We start from the raw sequence: 14,262 nt of genomic DNA on the forward strand, positions 1-14,262 counted from the left end.
CAAGGCGACCTACGGTTACAACGCCCGTGCGCTGGTGACCAGCAACCGTGCACAGACGACCAAGACGCGCACAGCCGGCCCGGACAAGGATGGTGGTGACCAAGGCAGACAATAGCCATAGGAGAAATCGTGGCGAAGGTAAACATCGTCCGCCCCGGTGAGGGCGAGATCCTCGGCAGCGGGGCGCAGCAGATCCGCATCCTGGAGAACGGCGAGCACACCGACCACCGGCTGGGGTTCGCCGAGGTCACCATTCCGCCGGGCACCCCGAGCCCGTTGCAGCATCGCCACGCCCAGCATGACGAGGGCTTCTACGTGCTGGCGGGAACTTTCCGGTTCACCGTCGGCGAGGACCAGTACGACGCCGGGCCGGGCACCTGGGTCATCGTGCCGACCGGGGCGCCGCACACATTCGCGAACGTCGGCGACGAGAACGCGGTCATGCTGAACACCTTCACGCCGGACCTGTATGTGCAGTACTTCCGTGACTTCAAGGCCATGATCGATTCCGGGCAGCCGGTCAACGCCGAGACCATGCAACCGCTCTGGAAGAACTACGCCACCGAGATCTCGAACGAGTACGCCCCGTGAAGCGCCTTCAATACGACCGCTACGGCGGCCCCGAGGTGATGCGGCTCGCTGAGTTCGAGCCACCACGCCCGGGTCAGGACGAGGTTCTCGTCCGCGTCCGAGCGGCGGCTTCCAACGCGCTGGACTGGAAGCTGCGCAACGGCGAGCTGAAGCTGATGACCGGCCGCTCCTTCCCCGGGCGATGGGGCACGACTTCGCCGGAGTCGTCGAGGCGGTCGGCGCCGGCGTCACCCGACTGAAGGCCGGCGACGCGGTACTCGGCCGGGCTCGGTTCCGGCAGGCGGGGGCGTTCGCCGAGATGGTGACGGCCCCGGAGACGGCGGTCGTGCACAAACCGGCGGAGCTTTCGTACGAGCAGGCCGCCGCCCTGCCGACCGTGGGCGTGACCGCCTACCAGGCCACGGCGGAAATCCGGCCCGGGCAGGCGGTCTTCGTCAACGGGTGCCTGGGCGGGGTGGGCCGCCGCCGCCCAGTTCGCCCGGGCGCGGGGAGCCTCAGTGAAGGCACGCTCGGTGCCCGGCGGGGTCGTCAGCCGGGCAGCCCGGGGACGACCAGGCCGGATTCGTAGGCGATCACCACGGCGTGGGTGCGGTTCTGCGCGCTGAGCTTGGTCAGGATGTTCCCGACGTGGGTCTTGACGGTCTCCGGGCTGACGGTGAGCGCGTGGGCGATCTCGGGGTTGGAGCGTCCGGTGGCCATCAGCCGGAGCACGGCCTCCTCGCGGAGTGTCAGGCCGGCGTCCGGCAGGGCCTTCGCGGAGTCCAGCGGGCGGGCGGTGACCATCCGGCGCAGGTCGGCCGGGAAAAGGATCTCCTCCCCCGCCGCGACGGTCCGCACGGCCTGGGCGATCCGGGGCACGGGGAGGCGTTTGAGCGCGAACCCGCTGGCACCGGCGCTGAGCGCGGCGGTGACGTGGCCGTCGTTCTCGAACGTGGTGATCACCATGACCTTGGGCGGGTCCGGCACTTCCGCGAGGATCCGCCGGGTCGCCTCGATGCCGTTGCAGCGCGGCATCCGCACGTCCATCAGCACCACGTCCGGCCGCAGCCGCCGGGCCCCTTCGACCGCTTCGAGGCCGTCGGCGGCCTCGCCGACCACGGTGATCCCAGGCTGGGCCGCGAGCAGGACGCGCAGGCCGCTGCGGGTCACCGCGTCGTCGTCGGCGATCAGCAGCGTGGCGCCGACGGGCGGGGCAGGCGGAATCGGGGCGCCCATCGGGGCCGGGGCGCTCATGCGGGAGTCCGGACGGGGAGGCGGGCCGTCAGGACCCAGTGGCCGGCGCCGTCCGGCCCGGCCCGGAACTCGCCGTGCAGCAGGCGCACCCGTTCGGCGAGGCCCGGGAGTCCGTGGCCGGAGGTCGGAAAGGCCGCCCGCCCGCTCCGGCCGCGGCCGGTCCGGTTGGCCACGCCCAGGGCCAGGCCGTCGGGCGAGAGCGCAGCCGTGATGCGGATCGGGCCGTCCGCGCCGTGCCGTAGCGCGTTGGTCACCCCCTCCTGGAGGATCCGGTAGGCCGCCCGCGACAGCGCCGCCGGCACCCGGGCCATGTCGCCTGACAGGTCGGGCTCGACCACCGTGCCCGTGTGCCGCAGCCGGTCGAGCAGTTCGGGCAGGTCGGCCAGCGTCCGGGCGGGTGCCGTGCCCGCGGCCTCCTCGCGCAGCACGCCCAGGACGTAGTCGAGGTCCTCCAAGGCGGCCCGGGTCGAGTCCTCGATGCTGCGCAGGGCGGCCCGTGCGGCCATTGGATCGCTGGTGAGCACTTCGCCGACCACCGCCGCCTGGATGGTGGCCGCCGTCAGGGTGTGTCCGATCGAGTCGTGCAACTCCTGGGCCAGCCGGTTGCGTTCGGCCAGCCGCCGTTCCCGTGCGGCTGCCAGCGCGAGCCTTTCCGCCGGGGAGGGGCCAAGCAGGCGCGGTGCCAGGCGGCGCAGGACGCCCGACACCGCCACGCACACCAGCGCCGCCGACAGCACGCACAGCAAGGCCGCCGCCCAGCTCGCCCAACCGTCCCCGGAGCGCAGCGTCCGGCCGAACAGCGACAGTTCCGCCTCACCGCCGAGCCAGCGCCCTGGCAGGGCCAGCGCCGCCAGCAGCAGCAGATTGGCCGTCAGCGTCGCGGCCCAGCCCGCGGCGACGTGCAGCAGCAGCCACAGCGGGGTCCGCCGCCGGTCCGCGCCGAGCGGCCCGGCCGACTCCGGCAGCGGCGCGTCGAGCAGGCGGCGGGCCCCCGCGATCAGCACCCGCCGGGTGGTGCGGGCCAGCCCGGCCGCGGCGATCAGCCCCGCCCATACCACCAGCACCAGCGCGGCCCGCGCCCCGTACGGGCCGGACTCCCACAGCAGCGCGGGCAGCACAGCGAACGGCAGCAGCACCGTGCTCGCCGCCGCGCCGAGGAACGCGAACAGCACGCCCGTGTACGTAGAGCCGCGGAGCAACGGCCGGATTCCCCAGGTCATGGACGCCAAGTATGACGTCCGTGCACTACCGGCCTCCTCCCCCGATCGGGGGAGCGCGGTTTCCCTCCCGTCCGGGAGGCGCGCACGGAGCGCCTTGTTCCAGGATCGGTCAGGCCCGGAGCGACCGGGCCTGCCACGGAAGGACAGCGGATGCACACCCCTGGAACGACGGCCGCCCGGCCCGCAGCAGCACGCAACACACCGGCGACCGCGGCCGTGGTGCTGGGCACGCTCAGCCTGTTCACCTCGTTCGCGGTCGTCGGCGGCCTGGTCGGCGCCGCCGGCCTGGTCACGGGCACCATCGCCCTGCGACTGTCCGGACGTACCGGCACAGGCCGAGGCCGCGCGCTGGCCGGCCTGCTGCTGTCGCTCGCCGCGATCGCGGCGTCCGTCCTGGCCGCCGCCTTCATCGCCTGGTACGCGAACCACACCCAGGAGTGCTACCGCCCCGACGGCCTCCACCAGTACGTCGAGTGCGTCCGCCGCAACCTCTCCGGGCACTGACCGCGCCGGGAACCCCGGCGAACCCAAGACCGCACACACCATCAGAGGTGACATTCCATGAACTCACGTACGCCGCTTCGGTTCAGCCTCCTGCGTCGCAGGACGACTCACACCGCCGTCGCCATCGGGGCCCTCGCCCTCGGCGCGCTCGCCCCGTCCGCCGTTGCCGCCCCGGGGGGCGCCAGGCCGGACGCCACCCAGCGGCGTCTGAACGCGATGGTGAGCCCCGATCACGTGCCTGGCGCTCTGGCCGCCGTCCGTGACCAGGCCGGCCACACCCGTACCTATGCCGCGGGAATCGGGGACCTGGCCAGCTCCGCGAAGGTGCCCCGAAACGGCCAGGTGCGGATCGGCAGCGTCACCAAGACGTTCACCGCGGTGGTCGTGCTGCAACTGGTCGGCGAGGGCAAGATCCGCCTCGATGACCCGGTCGAGACCTACCTGCCCGGCCTCCTGCGCGGCCAAGGCATCGACGGACGCCACATCACGGTGCGTCAGCTCCTGCAGCACACCAGCGGACTTCCCGACTACGAGGACGACGTCACCGACGACATCCTCCAGCGCCGCTACCTCTCTCCCCGCGACACCCTGGACATCGCGCTGCGACACGAAGCCGTCTTCGCCCCGGGAACGAGTTGGGGGTACAGCAACACGAACTACCTGGTGGCCGGGATGATCGTGGAAAAGGTCACCGGACGGCCCCTTGCCGAGGAGGTCGACAAGCGCATCATCAAGAAGATCGGGCTGCGCGGCACGTACCTCCCCGACCCCGCCGAGACCACCCTCCGAGGGCCCCACCCCCACGGCTACCACAAGGACGGCCCGGACGGAGCGCTGCGTGATGTCACCGAGATCGACCCCTCCGCGGCCTGGGCGGCGGGCGCCATGGTCTCCACCAGCTCCGACCTCACCCGGTTCTTCTCCGAGCTCATGAAGGAAGGCCACCTCCTCAGTGGCCCCGAGCTCAAGCAGATGCGCACCACCGTCCCCACGGGCGTACCTGGCTACGACTACGGACTGGGGATCATGAGGACGCAGCTGTCGTGCCACAAGACCGTCTGGTGGCACAACGGCAGCATCCCCGGCTACGGAACCTGGAGCGCCGCCACCGACGACGGACGCGCCGCCAGCGTCACCATGACCGTCGACCCGACCAGCATGGCGGACCTCCAGCCAGCCGAGGATGCCGTCGACGCGGCCCTGTGCGGCTGAACCACGCCTCCCAGAGAACCACTCACGGCAGGGTACGAGGTCGCGGTCCGCGTGCACCTCGTCCCCGGTCTCGGCGCTCACCGACTGGAGAAGCTGGAGCCGGAGCACCTGGAGCGCTTCACTTGGACACCGGGTGCACCGCCGAAACTGCCCACCAAGCTCACCGCACCATCCGGGTCGCCCTCGGCGAGGCCCTTCCGGGGGCTTGCCCATAGCCCCACCTGCAGCGACGACTTACGAGCCCCACAGGGTCGGTTCATGGAGGGAGGCTACTTCGGGGTGTCGGAGTTCCGGCACTGTGACAGGATGGCCGCGGCCTGTTGCTGTACCTCGATCGCCTGCTCGAACCGCCCAACCTCTTGGAGTGCGGTGCCGAGGTTGTTCAGGTTCGTCGGTTCGCCCCTTTTCCACGACATGGACATCGTGCTGGGCGACGAGTGACCGCAGGCGGCCGAAGGTGTGGCCCCCGCTGGTCGGAGCGTTGGGGCCCATCTGCCGCCCAGTTCCTCTGTGCTCCCCACTGCCCGCCCACCCGCTTCGCGACCAGTTCTGCAAGCGCGGCCGGCCCTGAGACGTGCCGATCCCTACGCGCCAGGCCGACGGCTCCCGGAGGGGCTCGCCACCGACCGCTGTCCGGCGCTGAAGGGCCTGGCTGCGCGTTCGTATCCGTTATGGGGTAAAGCGCCGCCAGGGGTTGTGCAGTGTGTGCGGATCAGCGGGCGATCGAGATCGCGAAGGGCACGAAACCGCTGGACCGAATCACGTGCGGCACGAACAGGATCGCGGCCTCTGTGGCGCGGGCGCTCTGGATCCCGCCGAGATCGGTGATCCACTCCTCGCGCCAGCCGAGGTCGATGAGGACTTCACGGACGGTCTGCTTGGCCTTAGGGTCCTCGCCGGACAGGAAGGCATCGGGCGCCCGGGTGAGCGTGGCGGGCGCGGTCATCACCGGGAAGAGCATCGTGTTGAGTGTCTTGACGACGCGCGTTTCCGGGAGCGCCTCTTGGAGTTGCTCGGCGAGGCTCGAGCCGGGGTAGAGCAGGTCCGCGGGCAGCCCGTCCGGTGCATCGACGGTGGCGTTGGAGACGTCGACGAGAATCTTGCCGCGCAGTTCCTCGCGCAGGGCGACGAAGAGGTCCAGCGAGCCGGCGCCGGGGGTGGCGTTGATGACGATCTGTGCTGTCCGGGCAGCGGCGACGGCGGCGCCCGGCGTGCGGTCCGCCACCGTCACCTCGTGCCCTGCCCGGGTGAGGGCTGCGGCCAGATTGCCGCCGACGCGGCCGTTTCCGAGAACTGCGATCGTGGTCATGATGGTCTGGTCCTTCCGTGGGTGCGGTTTGCGGTGCGCGTCAGCGTGAGAGCGTGGCGACGGCCTGGGCGTGGATGCCGGGCGCGGCGGCCAGGAAGCTCTCGCTTCGCGGGGTCCAGGGGCGGCCCTCGGCGTCGGAGAGCTGTCCCCCGGCTTCGGTCACGAGCAGTGCCCCGGGCAGCAGGTCCGCGCGGGCGCCGGCGAACTGCCAGAAGGCGTCGATCCGGCCGGCGGCCACGTTCAGCAGGTGCAGGGTCGCGGGCACGGCGGTGCGCACGACGAGCGCGCCGGAGAGCATCGCGGCGATCGAGGAGCCGACGCGCCGCACGATCTGCTCGTCCTCGTCCGGCCGGGCCTGGCTTGTGGCCACCATGCCGAGGCCGAGGTCCGCTGTCTGGGAGACGTGCAGCGGCCGGCCGTCGACGTGGGCGCCGGCGCCGGTCAGCGCGGTGTAGGTCTCGCCGGTCAACGGCAGGTGGACCGCGGTGAGCACCGGCTGGTTCTCGCGCACGAGGGTGGCGGTCACCGCCCACTCCGGCAGCGCGTGCAGGTGGTTGACGTTGCCCTCGGCCGGATCCACGACCCACCATTCGCCGGCCGGCAGCGCCCCGCCGTCCAGCTCGTCCTCCACCCAGCCGGCGTCTGGGCGAAGGCGCGTGAGGCGGGGGCGCAGGATGCCGAGGGCCGTGTCGTCATTGGCGGCAAGCGCGCTCATCAGCTCTTCGCGCGTCTGGTAGCGGACCACCTCGCCGAAGCGCTCGCGCAGCGCCGAACCGGCCGAGCGCACGGCGATCACGGTCTGGCCGAGCAGGTCGGCATCGGACGCGGCCACGTCAGTGGTCTGAAGCGTCTCAGACATGGCAGAACTCCCGTCGAGGAAGGGGGTGATGGGGGCGGTCGGGCCACGCCTTTCGTTCCGTCCCGCGCTCTCGTCTCGAAGGTATACAGCCCTTCAATTAACATCAAATGCATGTCACGCACCGCTAGAATTACTCACATGCAATTGGATTTGAACCTGCTCGCCGCGCTCGACGCGCTGCTGGAGGAGGGCAGCGTGGCCGGGGCGGCCGCGCGCCTGCACGTCACCGCCCCCGCGATGAGCCGGAGCCTGGGCCGAATCCGGCGCACGACCGGGGATCAGATCCTGGTGCGCACCGGCCGCACGATGACCCCGACGCCGTATGCGATCGCCGTCCGGGCCCAGGTGCACGAGCTGCTGCACCAGGTCCAGGGGGTGCTGGCACCGAGCCGTGAACTCGATCTGGCGACCTTGGAGCGCACGTTCACACTCCGCTGGCACGATTCGCTGGTCGCCTTGAGCGGCCCCGCGCTGCTTGCGGCCGCGCGCGGACAGGCGCCGGGGGTGCGACTGCGCTTCGTCGCGGAATCGAGCACCGACACCCCCGAGTTGCGGCGCGGAGAGGTCGACCTCGAGGCGAACGCCAACCGCCCGAGCGCGCCGGACATCCGGGCTGAGAACGTCGGAGAGACCCGCCTCGTCATCGTCGTGAGGCAGGGGCACCCCCTCACCCGCGTCAGGGCCGTCACCCCCAAGCGGTACGCCGCCGCTGAGCACGTCACCGTCTCGCGACGTGGAAACCTCACCAATGCCCTCGACGACGCCCTCGCGCGGATCGGCCTGACCCGCCGGGTGGTGGCGACCGCGCCCACGGAAGCGGCCGCGCTGGAGTTCGCGCGCGGCTCCGATCTCCTGGTCAGCGTCCCCGAAGCCACCACGCGGTCAGCGGTCGCCGACCTCGGCCTGGTCGTGCTCCCCCTCCCGCTCGAACTGCCGTCGGCCCCGATCTACCTGTCGTGGCATCAGCGCTACGACACCGACCACGCCCACACCTGGCTGCGCGGACTGGCGCGAACCGCCCTGACCGCGGGCGCGACGTCGTAGGCGGCGCCGTCCGGGCCACGAAGAGAGAACCCGAAGGCTTCCCGTCTCAGCCGATGACCGTGGAGGCCACCACGTGCGCCACGGTGGGGCGGCACTCACCCTGGGATGATCCCGCGTGGGCTGGAGTGATCACGGCAGCGGAGCCGTCATGGATACCCCCGTTCACGGGGCTGCGCCCACGCGACTCTCGTACGTTGGCGCCGCATCCGGACCGCTCCAGCCCGGCACCGCCGACGCAGGCGGAACCCGCCCCTGCGGGATCCACCTGGGCCAGGAGATCCAGATCCGGACCGGCGGCAACCGACATCGTCGCAGCAAGGGCCGTTCCGTCGCCGGCTGGAGGTACTCGTTCTTCGCCGTGCTGGTCGAACGCGCCGAGACGCTCGACCAGCACACCGCCGCGCGGGGTGAGGACCGGCTGACCTCGCGGACCCGTTCGTCCGCGCGCGGGGCGTCGGGCCGTCGGGCTCGCCGGTCCTTTCACCCGGCTGGCTCATCCTGCGCTGTCGGCCGCCCCTGCGAGCCAGGTGGCGAAGTGGTCGGTCTCGCCCCCGAGCAGTGGTGCGCCGTGGGAGAAGCCGACGGCGGTGACGTCGCGGGGCAGCCGTGCGTAGGAGGCGTTTCGGACCGCGGGGTCGGCGGCGAGGGCGTCGGGACCGGTGGCGAGTTCGCCGCGGTGGAAGACGGCGTCGCCGACCAGCAGGGCTCGGCTGGGCTCGTGCAGCAGCGCGATGTGGCCAGGGCTGTGGCCGGGGGTGTGGATCACCCGCAGCGCGCCGACACGGTTGCCGTCGGCGACGGTCGCGGTCGCGGTGACAGGCTGCCAGTGGAGCAAGGGCACCCGGTCGATCGTCCGGCCGAGGCGGCCGGACCTGCCGTCGCGGGGAACGCGGCCGGCAGCGAGCCAGGGCGCGTCCTGCTCGTGGATGAGCACGTCGGCGTTGGTGCGGGTGACCAGTTCGGCCAGACCACGGACGTGGTCGGGATGGGCGTGGGTGATCACGATGCGCCTGATGTCCTCGAGCCTTCTTCCCTCTGCTTCGAGAGCGTGGCGGATGACGGTGGGGGCGTTCTTCCAGCCGACGTCGACCAGGGTGAGGCCGTCCTCGTCGGTGACGAGGAAGCAGTTGTCGCCGTCCCCGCGGGTGGGGATGCGCAGGATCCCGGGGGCCAGGCCGCTCATGCGCCGCTCCCCTGGCCGGCAGCCGCCACCGCGGGTGATCGAAGGATGTCGACGAGGTCGGTCGGAAGGTAGCCCTGCTGAGCGAGCCGGGGCAGGATCCCACCTCCGGCGATGATCTCCAGGACCAAGCCGGGCAGCGGAGGCACCTTTCCGGTTGCCTGCGTGGTCCGGTTCGTCCAGGTTCCGGTGGCCAGGTCGATCGCGGCGAGGTCTCCGTCGCTGAAGATCGACGTCGCGTCGGGCACCGTCATCGCCGGCAGGCCCGCGTTGACGGCGTTCCTGAAGAACAAGGAGTTGAACTCCTCGGCGATGAGTGCTGCGACGCCGAGCTGGTTGAGGAGTGCTGCGACGGGTCGCGAGGAGCCGAGGCCGAAGTTGCGTCCGGCGACCACGATGTCGCCGCGCCCTACCTGGTCGGTCCAGCCGGGGCGGACGTTGTAGAAGACCTGTTTCGCGGCCTCGGGGATATCGAGCTTCATGGCGTCCGGCGGGTACATGTCGTCGGTGGTCAGTCCGTCGCCGAACACCCAGACACGTCCGGTGACCTGCAGACCGTCGGCCTGCGGTGCGTTGCTCATCGTGCGGTCCCCTCGCGTGCGTCGACGATGCGGCCGGCGATCGCGGAGGCCGCGACCGTGGCGGGGGACGCCATGTAGATCTCTGCCTCGGGCGAGCCCATCCGGCCCGTGAAGTTCCGGGTGGACGAGGTCAGGCATACTTCGCCGGGGCCGACGAGCCCCATGTGGTAACCGAAGCACGCGCCGCACGTCGCGTTCGTGACCACCCCTCCGGCGTCGGCGATGTCTTGCAGATAGCCCAGGCGCAGGGCGTCCCGGTACACCTGCTGACTGGCCGGGGTGACGATCAGTCGAACTCCGGCGGCGACCTGCTTGCCGCGCAGCACGCCGGCGGCGATGCGAAGGTCGTCGAGCTGGCCGTTGGCGCACGAGCCGATGAACGCCTGGTCGATCTTCCGGGGCTCGATCTCGGTGACGGGCAGGCCGTTGCGGGAGACCGTGCCGGGGCGCGCCACGTAGGGCACGAGGGTCGACAGGTCGATCTCGCGCACGTCGGCGTACGTGGCGTCCGAATCGGCGTGGGAGGGCTGGTAGTCGGTGACGCCGAGCGCCTCGAAGTGCGCGGCGAGTACGTCGTCGTGGGCGAAGGTCGAGAAGTCCGCCGAGAGTTCGGCTCCCTGGGTCGCGATGGTGCGGCGGTCGTGCAGGGGCATCGAGGCGAGGCCGGGGCCGCCGTACTCGAGGTTGAGGTTGGTCGCGTCGCCGAACTCGTTGGCCACGTGGAGGAAGACGTCCTTGCCGCTGACGCCCGCGGGCATCTCGCCGAGCAGTTCGTAGCGGATGGTCGGGGAGACCTGGAACCACGTGCGGCCGGTGCACAGGATCGAGTAGACCTCGGCCGGGCCGAGCCCGCGCGCCGCGGTGTTGTACGCCCCGCCGGCGCAGGTGTGGCTGTCGGTGCAGGCGAGGATCTCGCCGGGCCTGGCGAGGCCGTTCTCGGCGACGACCTGGTGGCAGATGCCGTGCCGGCCGACGTCGTAGAAGCGTGAGATCCCGAACTCGGCGGCGAACCTGCGCGCGTGCGGGCCGCCGGCGGCGTCCTTGATCGTGGGTGCGGGGACGGCGTGGTCCATCACGATCGCGACCTTGTCGGGGTCGGCGATCCTGAGCGGCTGCAGCCACATCGTGGAGAACTGCAGGTCGATCAGGACCGTCATGTCAACGTCCACGGTCACGGTGTCGCCGACGGCGACGGAGGCGAGACCGGCCCTGCGGGCCAGGATCCGCTCCATCATGGTCATGCCCATATCAGGACTCCGTTCCTTCTCGGGCGGGGGCGGGCCGGTACCTCTCACCGAGTTCGAACCACTCGGCCATGCCGACGAGGTTGAAGAACTCCTCCGGCCGGCTGGGCAGGAACGCGTCGACCGTGATCCCGCGCAGCCGGCACAGCGCGGTCAGCGATCCGAGCGCGCTGTGCGCGAGCGCGGCGGAGGGGTGGATCGCGACGGCGAATCCGAGTTCCTGGAGCCGCTCGGCGGACTGCTCGGGGGTCAGGCCGCCGATGACGAGGTTGAGCAGGAGCGGCGCCTCGACCTCGGCGGCGATCCGCTCGATCTCCTCCGTGCTCTGCGGCGCCTCGACGAACAGGATGTCCGCGCCCGCGGCGACGTACATGTTGGCCCGCTTGATCGCCTCGTCGAGTCCGAGCGGGCCGCGGGCGTCGGTGCGGGCGATGATCAGCATCCCGCTGTCGGTGCGCGCCTCGACGGCGGCGCCGAGCGTGCGCAGGAAGTCCGCGGCGCTGACGAGCTCCTTGTCGGGCAGGTGGCCGCACTTCTTCGGGAAGGCCTGGTCCTCGAGTTGGATCGCCGCGACTCCGGCGTCCTGGTACTCGCGCACGGTCCGGACGACGTTGACGGGAGCGCCGTAGCCGGTGTCGGCGTCGGCCAGGAGGGGCACGTCGCCGAGCACGCGAACCATCATCCGGGCGCGTTCGACCATCTCGGTCTGGGTCACCAGACCGATGTCGGGCAGTCCGAAGCCGGAGGCGGCGACGCCTGCTCCGGTGAGGTACGCGGCGACGTGGCCGGTGCGCCTCGCCAGATGGGCGCTGATGCCGTCGAAGACGCCCGGTGCGACGACCAGCCGGCCGGCGTCGAGCAGCTCGCGCAGGCGGGCGCGTGCGGGTGTGGTCATGGTCCCTCCTTTGCTGGTCTTCATCAGTCGAGCGCCCTTCCCACGGGGCCGGCCAGCAGGGCCGTGAGCGGGGCGATCGAGTCCGCTTCCGCGAGTCCGTGCACGGCGTCGACGATCGCCGAGGCGCGGTCGGCGTCCATGACGCGGCTGGTCAGGGCGTGGAACTTGGCGACGACTTCGTCGTTGGTGACCGGGTCGAGCGGGTTGCCGTGCGGGGCGACGACGGACTCGCTGTCGGTCGATCCGTCGGTGAACGTGAGGGCGAGGTGGGTCTGGAACCGTTCGGTCAGCGGCAGCTCGTCGATCGAGCGGTCCAGGGTGACGGCCGTGCGGTCGATCAGCTCCCAGACGTCGTCGGCGTCGAGCCGGTCGGCGGTGAACTGCTCGGGCAGCGCGGTGCCGTCGAGCAGCGTGACGGCGGTCGCGTAGCCGATGTTCATCTGGGCGCCGATCGCCTCCAGCGGGCGCTGCGGCTCCCACCAGCCGTGGTGGTGGACCACACCGCCGACCCGGGCCTCGATCCGTTCGATCACGCGTCCCGCGAGCCTTTCGCGCAGCGCCTGGGCGGCCTGGACCGCGCCGTGCAGCCCGCCCATGACGGCCCAGGACTTCACCACGACCGCCGTGGTCTCCCAGGTCGTGCCCAGGCCCCGGACGATGGCTTCGAGGTCGGTCGGGTGGCCTTCCCCGTAGACCGCCACATAGCCGCCGTACTCGCGTTCGAAGACCTGGTCGATTCCGGTGTAGCCGGTGGCCGCCAAGGCCGCGGAGTAGAAGCCGTTGCGGGCGGCGAAGCCGTGCTGCATGCGCTTGCCCATCGCCTCGTACTGGGCCGACATGAGTCCCGCCGACTGGGTGGCGGCGAAGCCGAGGGCGTCCTCGGTCCGCGCGGGATCGAGCCCGCGCAGCTTGGCGCAGGCCGCCGCTGCGGAGCTGGTGCCGAAAACCGGTCCGGAGTGCCAGCCGCGCAGGAGCATCTCGGTGCCGCCGATCGAGTGGCCGACCCGCGGACCGACCTCGAACCCCACGATCGCCGCCAGCAGCAGGTCGCGGCCGCTCACCTCGCGGCCCAGATGGTCGGCCGTGGCCAGGAGCGAGGGCACCAGCAGCGAGGCGCTGTGCAGGGGCGCGAGCGGGTGGAAGTCGTCGAGTTCGAAGCCCTGGACGTAGGTGCTGTTCAGCAGCGCCGCGCCCGCGGGCGTCGTGGTGCGGCCGGTGCCGATCACGACGGCGTCACCGCCGCCCTCGACGCCGAGCACGGCCTCGGTCGCCAGCCTCGACCACGGCAGTTGCGCGCCGACCAGGGCGCAGCCGAGGCCGTCGAGCAGCAGGTGGGCCGCACGGTCGCGGACGTGGGCGGGGACGTCCTCCCAGGCGAGGTCGTGGATCCAGGTCACGAGCCGGCCGGTGACGCCGCCGGGCTCGGACGGACGGTTCAGGTTCATGGGGGTATTGCCGCACCGTCGCAGCGACGGCTTCCACCTAACTTGCGTTTTCTGCAAGCATGGCCGGTATGAGCACGGCCCTGCGCGGACTTCAGATGCTGGAGGCCCTCGCAGGCATGCGCCAGCCCGCTCCGCTGCGCGCGGTCGCCGAGCGTGTGGGACTGTCGCAGTCCCAGACCTTCCGGGTCCTGCAGGAGTTGGAGCGGGGCGGCTACCTCGAGCACCTCGGACGCAGCGGCTACCGGCTCGCCGGCAGATCGGTGGCCCTGGCCACGCTGATCGGACCGCGCCCCGCCGTGCTGCGCGCCGTCCACCCTGCCGTCAGCCGCCTTGCCCACATCACCGGTGAAGCCGTCGTCGTGCACCTGCGCTCCGGCTCCGCGCGCGTCCTCGTGCTCGGCGTTCCGGCTCCCTCAGGCCCGATCGCGGAGCCCGCGGGCGTGCTCGGCGAGCGCTCGCCCCTGGCCGTCGGCAGCAGCGGCCGCATCATCCTCGCCTACCTGCCCGAGCGGGAGCTGGCGTCAATCGACCTCGTCGGCACCACTCCCGCGCAGCTCGCGGCGATCCGCGAGCGCGGCTACGAAACGTCGTTCGGCGAGAACCACCCCGGCGTCAACGGCGTCTCGGCGCCGCTCCTGGCCTACCGGGACGAGAACGTCCCGGAAGAACCCACCACACTCGGCGCCATCACCGTCGCCGGTCCGGCCTCGCGGCTCACCGAGGCCGCCTTCCCCCGCGTCCTGAAGCCTCTCCTCGCCGCGTGCCGCGACCTGAGCCCTCGACTGGCCGCCGTCCTCGGGCCCTACCCCGGCGAGACGGTCGACCAACTGGACCTGTGACGAGTCTCGGAGCCCCTCGGCTCGCGGTGTGCCTGCGGCTGCGGCTGCGCCTGTGCCTGCGGGTGGGCACGGAACAGACGTGGTCGCCTTCTGGAGAGTTGACATG

At 71.6% G+C, this 14,262-nt stretch carries 16 protein-coding genes and 1 pseudogene; 8 read left to right on the forward strand and 9 right to left on the reverse strand.

Translation table 11 applies throughout. The annotated features are described in order from the left end of the window. Positions 1–129 precede the first annotated feature (129 nt). From TR50_RS37735 to TR50_RS37740, 3 genes are read left to right on the forward strand one after another with little or no spacing between them, the layout of a single operon-like run. Positions 130–591 (forward strand): cupin domain-containing protein, encoded by a 462-nt coding sequence (locus TR50_RS37735; protein WP_042433309.1) that lies wholly within the window; start codon positions 130–132, stop codon positions 589–591. Continuing rightward, positions 588–830 (forward strand): hypothetical protein, encoded by a 243-nt coding sequence (locus TR50_RS49465; protein ID WP_236654759.1) that lies wholly within the window; start codon positions 588–590, stop codon positions 828–830. Before TR50_RS37735 ends, TR50_RS49465 begins: the two co-directional genes overlap by 4 nt. Continuing rightward, a complete protein-coding gene (locus tag TR50_RS37740; RefSeq protein ID WP_052441787.1) occupies positions 773–1,159 on the forward strand; it encodes an alcohol dehydrogenase catalytic domain-containing protein in 387 nt (128 codons plus the stop codon). The genes TR50_RS49465 and TR50_RS37740 overlap by 58 nt, the downstream gene beginning before the upstream one ends. Here TR50_RS37740 and TR50_RS37745 read toward each other — a convergent pair. Together TR50_RS37745 and TR50_RS37750 are read right to left on the reverse strand one after the other, a co-directional pair. Further along, on the reverse strand, positions 1,120–1,824 hold the full coding sequence (locus tag TR50_RS37745) for a response regulator transcription factor (protein ID WP_236654758.1): 705 nt from the start codon (positions 1,822–1,824) through the stop codon (positions 1,120–1,122). The genes TR50_RS37740 and TR50_RS37745 overlap by 40 nt on opposite strands. After that, the gene (locus TR50_RS37750; RefSeq protein ID WP_042433314.1) at positions 1,821–3,044 is read right to left on the reverse strand and encodes a sensor histidine kinase; all 1,224 of its coding nucleotides are present in this window, start codon (positions 3,042–3,044) and stop codon (positions 1,821–1,823) included. Before TR50_RS37750 ends, TR50_RS37745 begins: the two co-directional genes overlap by 4 nt. 150 nt (positions 3,045–3,194) lie before the next feature. On the opposite strand from TR50_RS37750, the gene TR50_RS37755 reads away from it, so the two are divergent. The 3 genes and pseudogenes from TR50_RS37755 to TR50_RS49470 form a co-directional block, all read left to right on the forward strand. Next, on the forward strand, positions 3,195–3,548 hold the full coding sequence (locus tag TR50_RS37755; protein WP_042433318.1) for a hypothetical protein: 354 nt from the start codon (positions 3,195–3,197) through the stop codon (positions 3,546–3,548). Between the two features lie 57 nt (positions 3,549–3,605). Next, entirely contained in the window at positions 3,606–4,760 is a 1,155-nt protein-coding gene (locus tag TR50_RS37760; protein ID WP_042433321.1) for a serine hydrolase domain-containing protein, read from the forward strand. Positions 4,761–4,790: 30 nt separating this feature from the next. Then, a pseudogene (locus tag TR50_RS49470) lies at positions 4,791–4,957 on the forward strand (site-specific integrase); the annotation flags it as partial. A gap of 515 nt (positions 4,958–5,472) precedes the next feature. Here the strand turns inward: TR50_RS49470 and TR50_RS37770 are convergent. After that, positions 5,473–6,069 carry an NADPH-dependent F420 reductase gene (locus TR50_RS37770; RefSeq protein ID WP_042433327.1) on the reverse strand — a complete coding sequence of 199 codons (597 nt, stop codon included), beginning with the start codon at positions 6,067–6,069 and terminating at the stop codon, positions 5,473–5,475. A gap of 40 nt (positions 6,070–6,109) precedes the next feature. Further along, complete coding sequence (locus TR50_RS37775) at positions 6,110–6,928, reverse strand: 3'(2'),5'-bisphosphate nucleotidase CysQ (protein ID WP_042433330.1); 819 nt, start codon at positions 6,926–6,928, stop codon at positions 6,110–6,112. A gap of 138 nt (positions 6,929–7,066) precedes the next feature. On the opposite strand from TR50_RS37775, the gene TR50_RS37780 reads away from it, so the two are divergent. Beyond that, positions 7,067–7,972 carry a LysR family transcriptional regulator gene (locus TR50_RS37780; RefSeq protein WP_042433333.1) on the forward strand — a complete coding sequence of 302 codons (906 nt, stop codon included), beginning with the start codon at positions 7,067–7,069 and terminating at the stop codon, positions 7,970–7,972. Positions 7,973–8,465: 493 nt separating this feature from the next. Here TR50_RS37780 and TR50_RS37785 read toward each other — a convergent pair whose 3' ends face one another. From TR50_RS37785 to TR50_RS37805, 5 genes are read right to left on the reverse strand one after another with little or no spacing between them, the layout of a single operon-like run. Next, entirely contained in the window at positions 8,466–9,155 is a 690-nt protein-coding gene (locus TR50_RS37785; RefSeq protein ID WP_052441788.1) for an MBL fold metallo-hydrolase, read from the reverse strand. Further along, on the reverse strand, positions 9,152–9,733 hold the full coding sequence (locus TR50_RS37790; protein ID WP_042433336.1) for a LeuD/DmdB family oxidoreductase small subunit: 582 nt from the start codon (positions 9,731–9,733) through the stop codon (positions 9,152–9,154). Before TR50_RS37790 ends, TR50_RS37785 begins: the two co-directional genes overlap by 4 nt. Beyond that, positions 9,730–10,980 (reverse strand): 3-isopropylmalate dehydratase large subunit, encoded by a 1,251-nt coding sequence (locus tag TR50_RS37795; RefSeq protein ID WP_042433339.1) that lies wholly within the window; start codon positions 10,978–10,980, stop codon positions 9,730–9,732. Before TR50_RS37795 ends, TR50_RS37790 begins: the two co-directional genes overlap by 4 nt. 1 nt (position 10,981) lies before the next feature. Then, complete coding sequence (locus TR50_RS37800; protein ID WP_042433342.1) at positions 10,982–11,872, reverse strand: isocitrate lyase/PEP mutase family protein; 891 nt, start codon at positions 11,870–11,872, stop codon at positions 10,982–10,984. A gap of 23 nt (positions 11,873–11,895) precedes the next feature. Next, a complete protein-coding gene (locus TR50_RS37805) occupies positions 11,896–13,317 on the reverse strand; it encodes an MmgE/PrpD family protein (protein WP_042433345.1) in 1,422 nt (473 codons plus the stop codon). 68 nt (positions 13,318–13,385) lie between these two features. Between TR50_RS37805 and TR50_RS37810 the strand changes: the two genes are divergently transcribed. Next, on the forward strand, positions 13,386–14,156 hold the full coding sequence (locus TR50_RS37810; RefSeq protein ID WP_201776928.1) for an IclR family transcriptional regulator: 771 nt from the start codon (positions 13,386–13,388) through the stop codon (positions 14,154–14,156). The last annotated feature ends 106 nt before the right edge of the window (positions 14,157–14,262 follow it).

The sequence above is a fragment of the Streptacidiphilus anmyonensis genome (assembly GCF_000787855.1).
Lineage (GTDB): Bacteria > Actinomycetota > Actinomycetes > Streptomycetales > Streptomycetaceae > Streptacidiphilus > Streptacidiphilus anmyonensis.

Excerpts from the sequence above, each read along its gene's own strand:
- TR50_RS37770 (WP_042433327.1), bottom strand. The coding sequence starts at position 6,069 with ATGACCACGATCGCAGTTCTCGGAAACGGCCGCGTCGGCGGCAATCTG.
- TR50_RS37755 (WP_042433318.1), top strand. The coding sequence starts at position 3,195 with ATGCACACCCCTGGAACGACGGCCGCCCGGCCCGCAGCAGCACGCAAC.
- TR50_RS37780 (WP_042433333.1), top strand. The coding sequence starts at position 7,067 with ATGCAATTGGATTTGAACCTGCTCGCCGCGCTCGACGCGCTGCTGGAG.
- TR50_RS37795 (WP_042433339.1), bottom strand. The coding sequence starts at position 10,980 with ATGGGCATGACCATGATGGAGCGGATCCTGGCCCGCAGGGCCGGTCTC.
- TR50_RS37760 (WP_042433321.1), top strand. The coding sequence starts at position 3,606 with ATGAACTCACGTACGCCGCTTCGGTTCAGCCTCCTGCGTCGCAGGACG.
- TR50_RS37750 (WP_042433314.1), bottom strand. The coding sequence starts at position 3,044 with ATGACCTGGGGAATCCGGCCGTTGCTCCGCGGCTCTACGTACACGGGC.
- TR50_RS37775 (WP_042433330.1), bottom strand. The coding sequence starts at position 6,928 with ATGTCTGAGACGCTTCAGACCACTGACGTGGCCGCGTCCGATGCCGAC.
- TR50_RS37785 (WP_052441788.1), bottom strand. The coding sequence starts at position 9,155 with ATGAGCGGCCTGGCCCCCGGGATCCTGCGCATCCCCACCCGCGGGGAC.
- TR50_RS37745 (WP_236654758.1), bottom strand. The coding sequence starts at position 1,824 with ATGAGCGCCCCGGCCCCGATGGGCGCCCCGATTCCGCCTGCCCCGCCC.
- TR50_RS37800 (WP_042433342.1), bottom strand. The coding sequence starts at position 11,872 with ATGACCACACCCGCACGCGCCCGCCTGCGCGAGCTGCTCGACGCCGGC.
- TR50_RS37805 (WP_042433345.1), bottom strand. The coding sequence starts at position 13,317 with ATGAACCTGAACCGTCCGTCCGAGCCCGGCGGCGTCACCGGCCGGCTC.
- TR50_RS37790 (WP_042433336.1), bottom strand. The coding sequence starts at position 9,733 with ATGAGCAACGCACCGCAGGCCGACGGTCTGCAGGTCACCGGACGTGTC.
- TR50_RS37740 (WP_052441787.1), top strand. The coding sequence starts at position 773 with ATGGGGCACGACTTCGCCGGAGTCGTCGAGGCGGTCGGCGCCGGCGTC.
- TR50_RS37810 (WP_201776928.1), top strand. The coding sequence starts at position 13,386 with ATGAGCACGGCCCTGCGCGGACTTCAGATGCTGGAGGCCCTCGCAGGC.